Source organism: Chitiniphilus eburneus (assembly GCF_005048205.1).
GTDB classification, from domain to species: domain Bacteria; phylum Pseudomonadota; class Gammaproteobacteria; order Burkholderiales; family Chitinibacteraceae; genus Chitiniphilus; species Chitiniphilus eburneus.
Map to the genome: position 1 here is coordinate 64,783 of NZ_SUMF01000016.1, position 13,525 is coordinate 78,307.

Below are 13,525 nucleotides of genomic sequence, written 5' to 3' on the forward strand. Positions count from 1 at the left end.
CCCGCGTATGGCCTTGCCCTCATTCCTGACTATCTTGCCGTCGAAATCGTTGCTGACGCTGGCGTACTGGCGGCGGCTGGGCGGGTTTTCCCGCTTCGTCGGCCATCGGCTGGTGGCGGACCGTTGCTTGCAGACCGCCGGCAGCCTGACCTACACCACGCTGCTGGCCATCGTGCCGCTGTTCACCATCGCGCTGACGCTGTTCTCCGCCTTTCCGATGTTCTCGTCGTATTCCGGCAAGTTCCGCAGCTTCATCCTCTCCAACCTGGTGCCGGATACGGGCGGGCGAGTGGTCGGCACCTATATGCGGCAGTTCGCCGACAACGCGGAACGGCTGACCGCGCTGGGGATGATCGGGCTGGCGATCACCGCCTTGCTGCTGGTCTTCACCATCGAAAAGAGCTTCAACGAAATCTGGGGCGTGAAGAAACCGCGCAAGCTGCTGTCGCGAACGCTGATCTATTGGGCGTCGATCACCCTGGGCCCGCTGCTGATCGGCATCAGCCTGTCGCTGACCTCCTGGCTGTTCCAGCAAAGCTCGTTACTCGACAGCGCGCCTTTTGCCGAAACGCTGCTGCTCAAGCTGGGCCCGATGTCATTGATGTTCGCATCGCTGACGTTGTTGTATGTCGCCGTGCCCAACTGCTACGTACCGCGCAGCCATGGCATGATCGCCGCGCTGATCATCGCCGTCTTGCTGGAACTGATGAAGAAGATGTTCGGGCTGTACGTGAAACAGTTCGGGGCATACCAACTGGTTTATGGCGCGTTTGCGGCCTTTCCGATCTTCCTGCTCTGGCTGTATGTATGCTGGGTGATCGTACTCGGTGGCGCGGTGATGGCGGCCTCGCTGTCGTACTGGCACGGCGATGGCTGGCGCTGGGAGCGCCATCATGGCACCCGCTTCGAACAGGCAGTGCGCATCCTGATGACGCTGGCGCAGGCGCATGCCCATGGCGAAGTGCTGCATATCGACGCGCTGCGCCGCCGCGTGGGGCTGGGCATCGATGCCACGCACAATCTGCTGGAGGTGATGAGCGAGCGCGGCTGGGTCGAAGCCACGCGCGACGGCGCCTGGTTGTTGGCCGGTTCGATCGATCGCATCAAGCTGGTCGATGTCTTCGAGGCCGTGGTCACGCCGTTGTCGGCAACCGTGGAAAGCGGGATCACCCGGCACATCCAGGGCATGGTGGCCACGCTGGACGAAACGCTGGCCGAGTATGCGGCCAGGCTGGATGAGCCACAGCCTCCCGCCCCGCAGCCCACCGGAGCGCCCACATGAAAATAGCCGCGCAATGCGCGGCTATTTCATCGTTGCCTTGTTATGCGCAACCGGCTTCCAGCGCGGCAATCACCGTGGAACGCTCCAGTTCGCCGATATAGGATTCGCCGAGGCAGCGCAGCAGAATGAACTTGATCGTGCCGGCATCCACCTTCTTGTCCTGCGCCATCAGGTCCAGGTAACGCTCGTTGCCCAGGACCGGCGCCACCACCGGCAATCCGACCCGCTGGATCAGGGCCTTGATCCGCGCCACGTCGGCATCGGATACCTGGCCCAGTTCGCGTGAAGCCAGCGCGGCCAGCACCATGCCCGCCGCCACCGCCTCGCCATGCAGCCATACGCCATAGCCCAGCCCGGATTCGATGGCATGTCCGAAGGTGTGGCCGAGGTTGAGCAGGGCGCGCTGCCCTTGCTCCTTCTCGTCCGCGGCAACGATGCGCGCCTTGTTCTGGCAACAGCGCTCAACGGCATACGCCAGTGCCTCGGTCTGGCGTGCCATCAGCGCATCGATATTGGCTTCCAGCCATTCGAAGAATGCCAGATCGTCAATCAGGCCATATTTGATGACCTCCGCCATGCCCGCGGAAAACTCCCGCGGTGGCAGCGTATCGAGCGTTGCCAGATCGGCCAGCACCAGCCGGGGCTGGTAGAAGGCACCGATCATGTTCTTGCCGAGCGGATGGTTGATCGCGGTCTTGCCCCCCACCGACGAATCGACCTGGGCCAACAGCGTGGTGGGAATCTGGATGAAGGGCACGCCACGTTGATAGACCGCGGCGGCAAAGCCGGTCATATCGCCGATCACGCCGCCGCCCAACGCGATCAGCGTGGTCTTGCGCTCGACACGCGCAGCCAGCAGGCCGTCGAAGATCAGGTTCAGGGTTTCCCAGTTCTTGTAGACCTCGCCGTCGGGCAGGATCACCGTCTCGACCTTGACGCCGCATTGCGCCAGGGCATGTTGCAGCGGTTGCAGGTAAAGCGGCGCCACCGTTTCGTTGGTGACGATGGCCACACGCGGCTGAGGCAGCAGCGGCAGGATCAGCGCCACCTGCGCCAGCAGATCGCGGGCAATCAGGATGTCGTAGGGAGCGTGGTCGAGGTCAAGCTTGACGGTTCGCATGAAGATGCTCGAGTTTGGCGAGAAGCGCCTGGGTCAGTTGCTGGACGGATTGGCGGCTGGTATCGATGACCAGGTCGGCCACTTCGCGGTACAGGGGATCGCGCACCTCGAACAACTCGCGGATGCGCTCCTTGGGATTGGCGGTTTGCAGCAGCGGCCGATTCTTGTCGTGGGCCGTGCGCTGGTAGAGGTCTTCCACGCTGGCGCGCAGGTAGATCACATAACCGTTGCGGCGCAGCACGGCTCGGTTGGCCGGATCGAGCACGGCCCCGCCTCCGGTGGCCAGCACCACATCCTGCAAGGCGGAAAGCTCGGCAATCATCGCGGCCTCGCGGGCCCGGAAGCCGCCCTCGCCTTCCAGCTCGAATATGATCGGCACACGCACGCCGGTGCGCGCCTCGATTTCGTGGTCGGAATCGTGGAACTGCTTACCCGTGGCCTTGGCCAGCGTGCGTCCCACGGTGGTTTTGCCGGCACCCATCATGCCGACCAAAAAAAAATTGCCTGGCAGTTTCATGCCAGGCATTTTAACCGGAAAGCCGGCCCCTCAGGGCCGGCCCTCCTGTCGTTTCAGCGCAGACTGACGTCCGACGAGATGATCCTCGGCGTAATGAAGATCAGCAGCTCGCGCTTTTCGTCGTTCTTGTGCGTGTTCTTGAACAGGTTCCCCACCACGGGCATGTCGCCCAGCCAAGGCACCTTCTGAATCTCGGTACGCAGATCCTGCGTATAGATACCGCCGATGACGATCGTGCCGCCGTTCTCCACCAGCACCTTGGTGGTGATCTGCTTGGTATCGATGGCCGGGCCAGCCAGTGTGGTTTCGCCACGGCTGTCCTTGTTCACCTTCACATCCATGATCACATTGCCATCCGGCGTGATCTGCGGCGTGACCTTCAGCGACAACGTGGCCTTCTTGAAGGAGATCGACGTTGCGCCGTTCGGCGACGATTCGGCATACGGAATTTCGGTACCGTCCTCGATGATGGCTTCGGTCTGATCCGCCGTAACAAGGCGCGGGCTCGAGATGATCTTGGCCTGGTTGTCGGCTTCCAGTGCGTTGATTTCCAGCCCCAGCAGCCAGTTTGCGTTGGCGGCGATCAAGGCCAGCGTGCCCGGGTTGCCCGCCACCGGCAGGTTCACGTTGAACGGCAACGTATCGCCAGTGACCGGCACGCCATCCTTGACGGTGGTTCCCGCCAGGGTCGGCCAGCTCGAAACATTGGTATTGCCCACATGGCCCGTCGCCGCCCAGCTCAACCGCGCACCCAGGTCACGGACAAAGCCGTCGCTGGCTTCCACGATACGGGCCTCGATCATCACCTGACGCACCGCGATATCGGTCTTGGTGATGATGTCGCGCAACTGATCCAGCTTGGACGGCACATCCTGCACGATCAGGATGTTGGTGCGCGGATCGATCACCACGCTACCGCGTTGCGACAGGATGCGTTGCTTGTCGTCGGTAAGGATCTTTTTGAAGTCCTCGGCCTTCTGGTACTTGAGCTGGAACATCTCGGTCCGGGTAGGCTCGAGTTCGGAGATCTGCTTCTTCGCCTCCAGCTCCTGCTTTTCCTTCGCGGCCAGTTCGTCACGCGGCGCAACCCACAACACGTTGCCCGAGCGGCGCTGATCCAGCCCCTTGGCCTGCAGGATGATGTCCAGCGCCTGATCCCACGGCACATCCTTCAAGCGCAGTGTCAGATTGCCCGACACGGTGTCGCTGGTAATGATGTTCAAGCCCGTGAACTCGGCGATCACCTGCAGAACCGTACGGATTTCGACATTCTGAAAATTCAGCGACAGCTTTTCGCCCTTGTAGTTGGGACGCAGCGCCGAGAGGGCCTTGGCATCTTCATCCGCCTTGCGCACTTCGATGATGAAGCGGCTTTCGGTCTGATAGGCCGAGTATTCCCAGTTGCCGGCAGGCTCGATCACCATGCGTACATTGCTGCCCTGGCGATAGGTATCCACCTTCTGCACCGGCGTGCCGAAATCGGCGACATCCATCCGGCGTTGCAGGCGATCCGGCAGGCCCGCCTTCAGGAAATCGACCACCAGCGTACGGCCTTGCTGGCGGATGTCGATCCCGACATTGGGGCTGGAAAGGTCGATCATGACCTTGCCTTCGCCACTGACGCCACGACGGAAATCGATCTCGCGCAGGCCTTCGTCACCACCAGCTGCCGCGGCAACCGGCTGGGCGAAGTGCGTGGTTTCGGCTTTGGCGGCCACCGCGGGCGAGGACCCGTCGACGGTCACCAGGTAGGTATTGCCTTCGACCTTGGTATCGTAGGCTGCCTGCTTGTTCAGATTGAGCACCAGCCGGGTACGGCCCGTGCCTTCCGCGATGTTGATCAGGCGCAGCGCGGCGCCGTTGACCTGGACGCTGCTTTTACCGGCCTTGTTGCCAGCGCCCGGGAAGTCGAACACCACGCGCGGCGGCGTGCTGACCGCAAAACTGGTCGGCTGGGGCATCGGGCCGTCGAAGACGATCCTGACCACCTGCTTTTCGTTGGAGATGGTGCTCACTTCCACGCTGGTGATATCGCTCGCCTGAGCAGCCGAGCACAGCAATGCGACCAGCGCACCGCACGCCAGCCAGCCTTGTTGCAGGATGGATAACTTTTTCATTTCTTCTGCTCCGCTTCATCCAGAGTGAGGGCTGTTTCGCGTTCCACCCAATCCCCGCCACTATCTTCGACGATCTCCTTCAGCTTGACCTCGGTCTCACTGACGGACACCACCATGCCGAAATTCTGTCCCATGTAATTGCCAACCTTGACCCGGTACAGGTTGCGATCGGGCCCACTGATCAGGGCCTGGATCTGCTTGCCCTGTTGGATGGTGCCAACCATGCGCAGCTTTTCCAGGTCGAACCCTTCGAGCACTTCCTTGGGGCGATTGGTGTTAGGTGCGATGCCACTGCCCCCGCCCTTCTTCGCCAGCTCCATCTTGCTGACGCTGAAGGGGTCCGGCAGGCTGAAGGCGTCATAGATAGTCGGCTCGACTGTCTTCACCTCGGGCGCGGGATCGATCCGACCGCGCAAACCCTCACTGTTCTCGCGCATCCATTCCTTGAGATCACTGTGCTCGTCGCCGAAACATCCGGCCAGCAACAGCGATACACCCAATAACGGCAGCCAACGTTTCATGCCGCGTGCCCCCAGGGATTGTTTTGGATTACGTATGCTCATCGCCGTTTCTTCTTCTTCGACTCCGCTTCGGCCTGGCGCAATGCCTGGCTTTCGGCTTCATCCAACGCACGATAGGTCTTGGCCGTGGCTTGCATGACCAGGGTGCCCGGTTCCTTGCCGACGGCGAGCTGGATATCGCTCAACGTCACGATGCGGGAAAGCTTGGCCACATCGCTGACAAAGGCTGCCAGATCGTGATAGCCGCCCACGATACGGATGCTGATAGGCAGCTCCGCAAACTCGGCGGTCTTGGTCTCGTTGCCCGGCTTGAAAAGCTCGAACAACAGCCCCCGGCCCACGCCAGCCTGGTTGATCTCGGTCAGCAGGGTTTCCATCTCGGACTTGTTGGGAAGCTTCTTCAGCAACGCCCCGAACGATTGCTGGATTTCCAGCAATTGTTGCCGGTAAGCATCGAGATTCACCGCCTTGCGCTTCTTGTCGAGAAACTCCTGCTTGAGTTGCTCTTCACGCGTTTTCCCGTCATTCAGGGCGGTCAGCTGATCATTCCAGATGTAGAAGTAGCCACCAGTGACCACCGCGACAAAGACAAAAATCAGCAAGCCCAACTGGGCCGCGGCAGGCCAGTTGCCAATATCCTTGGGGTCGAGGGCGCGCAGTTCATCGAGCGTCATGATCTACCCTTCTTTTCTTTGTTGGCCGGGGCACTGGCTGCATCTGCCGGGGTCGGGCGGCTAACCTTGATATCCAGGGTAAATTCGGACAATCGCTGGTTGCCGACCTGGGAAGCCTTTACCTCGATCAAAAGAGGCTGCTCGAAGATCTCCGAATCGTTCAGGTTGCGCATCAACGTGGAAACCCGGGCATTCGATTGGGCATACCCCGTCAACGTCAACTTCTCGCCGGTCTGCTTCACGTTCTTGAGGTAGATCCCCTCCGGGGTCTGCCGGACCAGCTGGTCCATGATCTTCACGCCTTCCGCCCGGTTGGACTGCAAACGCTCGACCACCAGCTTGCGAGCAAGCAGTGCATCCTTCTCCGCCTTGAGGCGCTCGATTTCGGCGATTTCAGAGTCGAGCTTCTTGTTTTCGGCTTCCAGAAACTGATTGCGTTCGTCCTGCGTGGTGATGCGGGCTTGCAGCACGAGGTAACCGGCGGTCAATACACCGAGCGCCGCGGCAAGGCTGAGCGCAAGCACCACCAGATAACGGCGTTGTCGTGCCAGCCGCTTCTGCTCGCGGTGGGGTAAGAGGTTAATCCTGATCATGAGGGGTCAAACCTCCGCATCGCGAGTCCGCAAGCTATCAACAAACTGGGGGCATCGAGCTGGATCTGCTTGCCACGTTGCTTGCCGGTGGCCATGCCGTAGAACGGATTGGCCCGCATCGCGCTGGCAACCTGGGTGCGGCTGGCCACTGCTTCGTCCAGGCCGTGGATGGCACTGCATCCTCCTGCGAGCAGAATGTGGTCGACCGAGTTGTAGTTGCTCGATGTGTAGAAAAACTGAAGGGATCGCGAAATTTCCAGGGCCAGCGTATCGATGAAGGGCTGGAGGACTTCAGGCTCGTAGTTTTCCGGCAAACCGCCGCTCTTCTTCGCTTGGTCCGCCTCTTCGAAGGACATGTTGAACTTGCGCTGGATTTCCTGGGTCAACTGGTTGCCGGCATAGGCCTGGTCCCGGTTGTAGATCGATTGGCCATCCTTGAAGATATTCATGTGCATCGCGGTCGAACCGATGTCAACCACGGCAACGATCTGGTTCTCGCCCCGGCCAGGCAGTTGCGGACGCATCAGCTCGAAGGCGGCCTGCGTGGCGTAAAGCTCCACGTCCACGACGAATGCCTTCAGACCTGCGGCCTCGACCACGGCGACGCGCTCGTCCACCTTTTCTTTCTTGGCGGCGGCGATCAGCACTTCTTCTTCATCCGGCACGGCCGGCGACGGCCCCAGCACCTGGAAATCCAGGTTGACCTCATCCAGGGAGAACGGAATGTACTGATTGGCTTCGGTCTCGACCTGCATCTCCAGATCGCGCTCGGGCAAACCCGCGGGAACGAGGATCTTCTTGGTGATCACGGCCGCCGCGGGCAACGCGATGGAAACGTTCTTGACCCGGGAACCGAGCTGGCGCCAGGCACGGCGCATGGCCTCGCTGACCGCATCCGGGTTGGAAACGTTGCCGTCGGATACGGCATCCTTGGGCAGCGGCTCGATGGCGTAGCGCTCAAGGCTGTAGTTGCGCCCCACCAAGCCGAGTTCGACCATCTTCACGGCCGACGAGCTGATATCCACGCCTATCAATGGCGGCGCCTTGGGCTTGAGAAAGTCGAGATTCAAAAGAAATTTCCTTATTAAATAGGAAACTAGATATTTCACTGCGGCGCAGCCCGAAAAATGCTAGCAGTGCCGCGAGCCCCCTGTAAAGCAAGCTAGCGAAAGCATCAGTTTTTTGCAACAGGCTTGGATTCGCGTAAATTACGCTCAACGCAAACCAATATCCAATTGATCATGACTAGACGAATCGTTCTGATCGCAGCAGGCATCATCGTAGGTATAGCGATATTCGCCGTCGGTCTGCTGTTTTTTGCCGTTCTGCTCACTTACCCTCGACTTCCCTCCCTGGAAGCGTTAACCGACTACCGTCCCAAAATTCCCCTGCGTGTATACACCGCGGACAATGTCATGATTGGCGAATTCGGCGAGGAGCGTCGTGCCTTCGTGCCGATCGACAAGGTCCCCGCCGCCATGAAACAAGCACTGCTGGCGGCAGAGGACGAACGCTTCTACAGCCATGGCGGAGTGGACTACATCGGTGTGCTCCGGGCCATGCTGGGCAACATCGTTTCCGGCCATTCGCAATCCGGTGCCAGTACCATCACCATGCAGGTGGCACGGAATTTCTATCTATCCAACGAAAAGACATTTACACGGAAATTCAACGAGGCTTTGCTGTCCTTCAAGATTGAACACAATCTATCCAAAGACCAAATTCTCGAGCTGTACATCAACCAGATTTATCTGGGGCAGCGTGCTTATGGTTTTGCTACCGCGGCACAAACTTATTACGGCAAGCCGTTGGATTCGCTTACCATCGCCGAAACCGCAATGCTTGCTGGCCTCCCTAAGGCCCCCTCTGCCTACAATCCGATCGCCAATCCCGCCCGTGCACAGCTACGGCAGCGATATGTACTGCGCCGCATGCACGAGCTTCGCTTTATTACCGACGAACAATACCGCCAGGCGCTGGACGAAAAAACGCAAACCAAGCGCGGAACCGCCTCGGCCTTTTCGGTCCACGCGGAATATGTGTCGGAGATGGTCCGGCAGATGATGGTCGAGCGCTACAAGGATGCCGCGTACACCCAGGGTTTCAAGGTCTACACGACACTCGACAGCCAACAGCAGACAGCCGCATATGACGCGGTACGGAAAGGACTGACTGTTTACGATGCGCGTCATGGATACCGAGGCCCCGAGGGCTTTCTCGATCCCGCGCTCTTACAGGCAGGTAAGGAAGAGCAGTTGATCGACGCCCTTGAAGGGGTCGAGGATGCCGGGGAGTTCCGGCTCGGCGTCGTTCGCCAGGCAACCCCCAAGGCCGTGATCGCCCAGTTGAAGAGTGGCGAGGAAATCCGGGTCGAGGGTGACGGCCTGCGTTTCGCCCGGTTCGCACTCTCGGACAAGGCCCCGCAGACATCCCGTATTCGGGCCGGCGCGCTGATTCGCGTCCGCCAAGGGGAAAAGGGCTGGCAGATCGCCCAGCTTCCTCAGGTTGAAGGGGGCCTGGTTTCGATGGACCCGCAGAATGGCGCCATCAAGGCGCTGGTGGGGGGCTTCGACTTCAACCGGAATCACTTCAATCATGTCACACAGGCGTGGCGCCAGCCCGGCTCCAGCTTCAAGCCTTTTGTCTACTCGTCGGCCATCGAACGCGGTGTCACCCCCGCTACGCTGATCAACGATGCTCCCCTGGTCATCGACCCACAGGAGATTGGTGGGCAGCGCTGGGAACCGAAGAACTACGACGGTCGCTACTCGGGCATGATGACAGTCCGCGATGCACTGACTCGTTCGAAGAACCTGGTATCCATCCGCATCCTCCAGGCAGTCGGCCCCCAATATACTCAGCAGTTCATTACCCGCTTCGGCTTTCCGCCCAAGAACCACCCGGCCTACCTGACCATGGCACTAGGGGCCGGTAGTGTGACGCCATTGCAGATGGCCGAGGGTTACTCCGTTTTTGCCAATACGGGGTACCGGGTGCCTTCCTATTTCATTGACCGCATCGAAAGCGATCGAGGGCAACTGCTGGCACGGATGCAGCCGGAGGTTGCCGGTCAGAATGCCAAACGCACGCTGTCCGCCCGGAATGCTTTCGTGATGACCAGCATGATGCAGGATGTGGTCCGCTTCGGAACCGCCGCCAAGGCTCGGGTCCTGGGCCGGCAGGATCTGGCGGGCAAGACGGGGACCACCAACGATGCCCACGACGCCTGGTTCGCCGGCTTCTCGCCGCATCTGGTCGCGGTGGTATGGATCGGCTTCGATCAGCCACGTTCGCTCGGCGGTACGGAAACCGGTGGCGCGGCAGCCTTGCCTGTCTGGATCGATTACATGGGCATCGCACTGAAAAATGCCCCGGAAACGACGTTGCAGATCCCGGAAGGGATCGTGACCCAAACGATCCAGACAGAACGTGGCGCCCGGAATGAGTACTTCTATGCGGAGTTCCAGGAAACCAACCCGGAGCTTGGCCTGGGCAGCGGCAATGCCGCGACTCAGCCGCTGGAGGAAATCAAGGAACAGTTGTTCTAGCCTCGACTGCTGGATGGCGTGAACCCGCCCTCCAGCGCCGGATGACTGCGATCCCGGGTCCAGTCATCCGGGGCAGTTCCCGGAGCATCATCGGAGATGCGTACATGCATACGGCGGAAGCCTGAAGCGCTGCCTCTCCATTTCGGTTAAAGTCAGACTCAGCATCTCCAGGAGGAAATGACATGGGCAAAGCTCACTTTACCGAACGGAACGCGGCAAGCCTGCGCCTGGAGATTGCCCATCGCGCCGCCCGCTTGATCGCGCAGGATCATATCCACGACTTCGCGCTGGCCAAGAAAAAGGCAGCGCGACAGTTGGGGCATCTGGACAGCAAGAACCTTCCCTCCAACCAGGAGGTGGAGGATGCCTTGCTCGACTACCGCGCCATTTACGAGCCGACTCACGGCGATCAGGTTCAGCAACTACGCGGCAAGGCCGTCAAGGTCATGCAGTTGCTGGAACAATTTCAGCCCTACCTCACGGGCTCGGTCCTGTCCGGTGTCGCAGGCGCGCACTCCGACATCAACCTGCTGCTTTTCCTCGAAGACCCCAAGAGCGTGGAGCTGTTTCTGCTGAACCAGCGTATCGAATACCAGCATATCGAACCACCGAGTACCGCGCGCTTTGCAGATCATCCCACGCTGGGGTTCTGGTTCGACGGCACGGTGGTCAAGCTCCATGTGCGCCCCAAATCGGCGGAGCGTCAAATTGCAAAGCGGGAGGAGCGCGCCAGGCTGGATCAGGTGGAACAACTGCTCAACCAGCCCCTCGTCGTACCGGCGGGTTAAGCGTCGCGCAAATGCCATGCAGCATCCCAGCCTCACCCCGATCCATCTGACCAACCCGCAACCCTATCTCGTCGCGGACCCCATTCATATCGAGCATTTGCTCAACCGGCTGCTACGCCACGGCGAAATAATCTGCCTCTATCCCATCGGGCGCCGTGAACCCTTTGCCATTGGCGCCCTGTTGTTCGCCAGCGATTCCGAGCTGATCCTGGATGCGCCGGTGGATGCCACCGTCACGGAGCTTCTGCTCACGCATGGCGCATGCTGTGTCTCACAGGTACGCGGGGTAAAGCATCAATTCGATTGCCTACCCATCCAGCGCATCCAGTATCAAGGCACTGTTGCGCTGAGCGGGCCTCGCCCCACGCAAATGCTTTCGATGCAGCGCCGCCAGCACTTTCGTATGACGCTGCCTTTGAATCCGCCCGTCATCTGTGAAATCCCGCTGGCCGAAGACAATCACCTGCAAGCCATCGTCTCCGATCTTAGTGCGGGAGGGCTGAAGCTATCCGCGCATGCACCGCTGCCCATTCTTGTCGGGCAGACCTTGTTCGACTGCCGCTTCACTCTGCCCGGTTTCGGGCAGATCGAAACCGATCTGCACATCGAAGATGCGCAGGAAAGCGAGTTGCGCTCGGGGGCCCATCAACTCCATTACGGTTGCCAATTCATCGGGCTTTCTCGCGCTGATCAGCAGAAGATCCAGCGTTACCTCGCTCAACTGGAGCGGCGGCGCCTGGAACGCGACGAATAATATGCAACCGTTGTATCTTTCATCCACGCTACGCCGTATCGAACAGGATTACTCGAACACCACACCCTCTCTGATGCAACGAGCAGGGAGCGCGGCGGCAAAATGGCTTGAAGCGAATTTCCCACCCCAGCCGGTGGTCATCGTTGCCGGCCCCGGCAACAATGGCGGCGACGCATTCATTTGCGCGCAGCAATTAGCCACGCGCGGTTGGCCAGTGAATGTTCATGCATTGCCCAGTGAACGGCCGAGCGCCGAACACCTCGCCGCCAGGTGTGTATGGGAAAGCACTGGCGGCGTCATTGAAAGCACTCCACCCATGCAAGCGCTGGGGCTGCTCATCGATGGCCTATTCGGGATCGGCCAGCTTCGGTCCGAACTCGGCATCGCCAGCCTCTGGATCGACGCCATCAACACCCATTCAGGACCGGTCATCGCACTGGATATCCCCAGTGGACTGGATTGCGATACTGGCGCTGTGATGCAAGCGGCCGTGCATGCCACGCACACACTCAGCTTTCTCGGTGGCAAACCCGGGCTTTATACGGCTCAAGCCCGAGACCATGCCGGTTCGGTTCATCTGTTTGACCTGGGCCTCATGCTTTCCAGGCGATACCCGGCGGATGCACTGCTGGTCGCAAAACCACCGACCTCCTTGCCGGCGAGAAAACACGACGTCCATAAAGGCAGCCATGGAACAGTCGGCATCATCGGCGGCAGCAGGGGTATGACCGGTGCAGCATTACTTGCTGGTCGAGCCGCACTGCATTGTGGCGCGGGGAAAGTCTATCTGGGGCTTGTGCATGACGCGTTAGCGGTGGACCCATGCCAACCCGAGTTGATGCTGCAACCGGTTTCCGCCTTACCCTTTGAGCACATTGATGTACTGGCCATTGGGCCTGGGCTGGGCGTGGAAGATTGGTCGCGAACGCATCTGACCAGGGTACTTGGCATGGATGTACCACTGGTCATCGATGCGGATGGCCTGAATCTGATCGCCAGCGACAAAGAACTCAAGCATTGCCTCGCGGCACGCAAGGCACCAACGGTTTTGACACCCCATCCTGCGGAAGCAGGCCGATTACTGGGATGCGGCACTGCCAGCATTCAAAGCGATCGTCTCGGCGCGGCGGCAGAGTTGGTCGAGCAGTATCGTTGCAGCGTGCTACTGAAGGGCTCAGGCACCATTTGCGCCGCTCCTGGAGTACCCCCCTCGATCAATGCCAGCGGCAATGGGGCTTTGGCCAGTGCGGGACAGGGGGACGTCTTGACCGGCGCCATCGCGGCGCTCATGGCACAAGGCCTGCCAGGACTATCAGCCGCTCAAACTGCGGCCTATGCGCATGGCGCGGCTGCGGATGCCTGGCGCCGACAATATGCAAAGGGAACAGGCCTGACCGCTTCGGAAACCCTGGTGATGATGCGGGAGCAGTTGAATTCGAATGGCTGATGGGTTCTGGCCCCATCCCAACCGATTCCTGTCGCCGATTCCCAGCTACCCCACCGCGCCGCCTTGGCCCCCCACTACGGCGCAGCACCAAAGCAAAAACCCCCGAGCCTTGCGGTCTCGGGGGTCTGCATAAGGTGTCTGGCGATGACCTACTTTCACACGGG

At 60.2% G+C, this 13,525-nt stretch carries 12 protein-coding genes; 5 read left to right on the top strand and 7 right to left on the bottom strand.

Features of this window, described 5'->3' with window-relative positions; translation table 11 throughout:
* The first annotated feature begins 7 nt into the window (after positions 1 to 7).
* Positions 8 to 1,282, top strand: a complete 1,275-nt coding sequence (locus tag FAZ21_RS13575; RefSeq protein ID WP_136773979.1) for a YihY family inner membrane protein — start codon at positions 8 to 10, stop codon at positions 1,280 to 1,282.
* 40 nt (positions 1,283 to 1,322) lie between these two features.
* Here the strand turns inward: FAZ21_RS13575 and aroB are convergent, their stop codons facing one another.
* From aroB to FAZ21_RS13610, 7 genes are read right to left on the bottom strand one after another with little or no spacing between them, the layout of a single operon-like run.
* Positions 1,323 to 2,402 (bottom strand): 3-dehydroquinate synthase, encoded by a 1,080-nt coding sequence (aroB, locus tag FAZ21_RS13580; RefSeq protein ID WP_136773980.1) that lies wholly within the window; start codon positions 2,400 to 2,402, stop codon positions 1,323 to 1,325.
* Positions 2,383 to 2,928, bottom strand: coding sequence for a shikimate kinase (locus FAZ21_RS13585; RefSeq protein ID WP_136773981.1), 546 nt, complete (start codon positions 2,926 to 2,928; stop codon positions 2,383 to 2,385). Before FAZ21_RS13585 ends, aroB begins: the two co-directional genes overlap by 20 nt.
* A gap of 44 nt (positions 2,929 to 2,972) precedes the next feature.
* A complete protein-coding gene (locus FAZ21_RS13590) occupies positions 2,973 to 5,036 on the bottom strand; it encodes a type IV pilus secretin PilQ (protein ID WP_136773982.1) in 2,064 nt (687 codons plus the stop codon).
* The gene (locus FAZ21_RS13595; protein ID WP_136773983.1) at positions 5,033 to 5,557 is read right to left on the bottom strand and encodes a pilus assembly protein PilP; all 525 of its coding nucleotides are present in this window, start codon (positions 5,555 to 5,557) and stop codon (positions 5,033 to 5,035) included. The genes FAZ21_RS13590 and FAZ21_RS13595 overlap by 4 nt, the downstream gene beginning before the upstream one ends.
* 38 nt (positions 5,558 to 5,595) lie before the next feature.
* Positions 5,596 to 6,231 (bottom strand): type IV pilus inner membrane component PilO, encoded by a 636-nt coding sequence (locus FAZ21_RS13600; RefSeq protein WP_136773984.1) that lies wholly within the window; start codon positions 6,229 to 6,231, stop codon positions 5,596 to 5,598.
* The gene (locus FAZ21_RS13605; protein WP_136773985.1) at positions 6,228 to 6,824 is read right to left on the bottom strand and encodes a PilN domain-containing protein; all 597 of its coding nucleotides are present in this window, start codon (positions 6,822 to 6,824) and stop codon (positions 6,228 to 6,230) included. Before FAZ21_RS13605 ends, FAZ21_RS13600 begins: the two co-directional genes overlap by 4 nt.
* Positions 6,821 to 7,894 (bottom strand): pilus assembly protein PilM, encoded by a 1,074-nt coding sequence (locus tag FAZ21_RS13610; protein ID WP_136773986.1) that lies wholly within the window; start codon positions 7,892 to 7,894, stop codon positions 6,821 to 6,823. The genes FAZ21_RS13605 and FAZ21_RS13610 overlap by 4 nt, the downstream gene beginning before the upstream one ends.
* Before the next feature lie 171 nt (positions 7,895 to 8,065).
* Between FAZ21_RS13610 and FAZ21_RS13615 the strand changes: the two genes are divergently transcribed.
* The 4 genes from FAZ21_RS13615 (at position 8,066) to FAZ21_RS13630 (ending at position 13,361) form a co-directional block, all read left to right on the top strand.
* The gene (locus tag FAZ21_RS13615) at positions 8,066 to 10,372 is read left to right on the top strand and encodes a penicillin-binding protein 1A (protein ID WP_246038643.1); all 2,307 of its coding nucleotides are present in this window, start codon (positions 8,066 to 8,068) and stop codon (positions 10,370 to 10,372) included.
* 182 nt (positions 10,373 to 10,554) lie between these two features.
* Positions 10,555 to 11,160 (top strand): nucleotidyltransferase family protein, encoded by a 606-nt coding sequence (locus FAZ21_RS21345; protein WP_136773987.1) that lies wholly within the window; start codon positions 10,555 to 10,557, stop codon positions 11,158 to 11,160.
* A 16-nt stretch (positions 11,161 to 11,176) separates the two neighbouring features.
* Entirely contained in the window at positions 11,177 to 11,914 is a 738-nt protein-coding gene (locus tag FAZ21_RS13625) for a flagellar brake protein (protein ID WP_169307394.1), read from the top strand.
* Position 11,915: 1 nt separating this feature from the next.
* Positions 11,916 to 13,361: an NAD(P)H-hydrate dehydratase gene (locus tag FAZ21_RS13630; protein WP_169307395.1), complete on the top strand. Its 1,446-nt coding sequence runs from the start codon at positions 11,916 to 11,918 to the stop codon at positions 13,359 to 13,361.
* Positions 13,362 to 13,525 lie beyond the last annotated feature (164 nt).

Bases quoted from the DNA above. Each gene is read 5' to 3' on its own strand.
- FAZ21_RS13575 (WP_136773979.1), top strand. From the start codon at position 8: ATGGCCTTGCCCTCATTCCTGACTATCTTGCCGTCGAAATCGTTGCTG.
- aroB (WP_136773980.1), bottom strand. From the start codon at position 2,402: ATGCGAACCGTCAAGCTTGACCTCGACCACGCTCCCTACGACATCCTG.
- FAZ21_RS13585 (WP_136773981.1), bottom strand. From the start codon at position 2,928: ATGCCTGGCATGAAACTGCCAGGCAATTTTTTTTTGGTCGGCATGATG.
- FAZ21_RS13590 (WP_136773982.1), bottom strand. From the start codon at position 5,036: ATGAAAAAGTTATCCATCCTGCAACAAGGCTGGCTGGCGTGCGGTGCG.
- FAZ21_RS13595 (WP_136773983.1), bottom strand. From the start codon at position 5,557: ATGAAACGTTGGCTGCCGTTATTGGGTGTATCGCTGTTGCTGGCCGGA.
- FAZ21_RS13600 (WP_136773984.1), bottom strand. From the start codon at position 6,231: ATGACGCTCGATGAACTGCGCGCCCTCGACCCCAAGGATATTGGCAAC.
- FAZ21_RS13605 (WP_136773985.1), bottom strand. From the start codon at position 6,824: ATGATCAGGATTAACCTCTTACCCCACCGCGAGCAGAAGCGGCTGGCA.
- FAZ21_RS13615 (WP_246038643.1), top strand. From the start codon at position 8,066: ATGACTAGACGAATCGTTCTGATCGCAGCAGGCATCATCGTAGGTATA.
- FAZ21_RS21345 (WP_136773987.1), top strand. From the start codon at position 10,555: ATGGGCAAAGCTCACTTTACCGAACGGAACGCGGCAAGCCTGCGCCTG.
- FAZ21_RS13625 (WP_169307394.1), top strand. From the start codon at position 11,177: ATGCAGCATCCCAGCCTCACCCCGATCCATCTGACCAACCCGCAACCC.
- FAZ21_RS13630 (WP_169307395.1), top strand. From the start codon at position 11,916: ATGCAACCGTTGTATCTTTCATCCACGCTACGCCGTATCGAACAGGAT.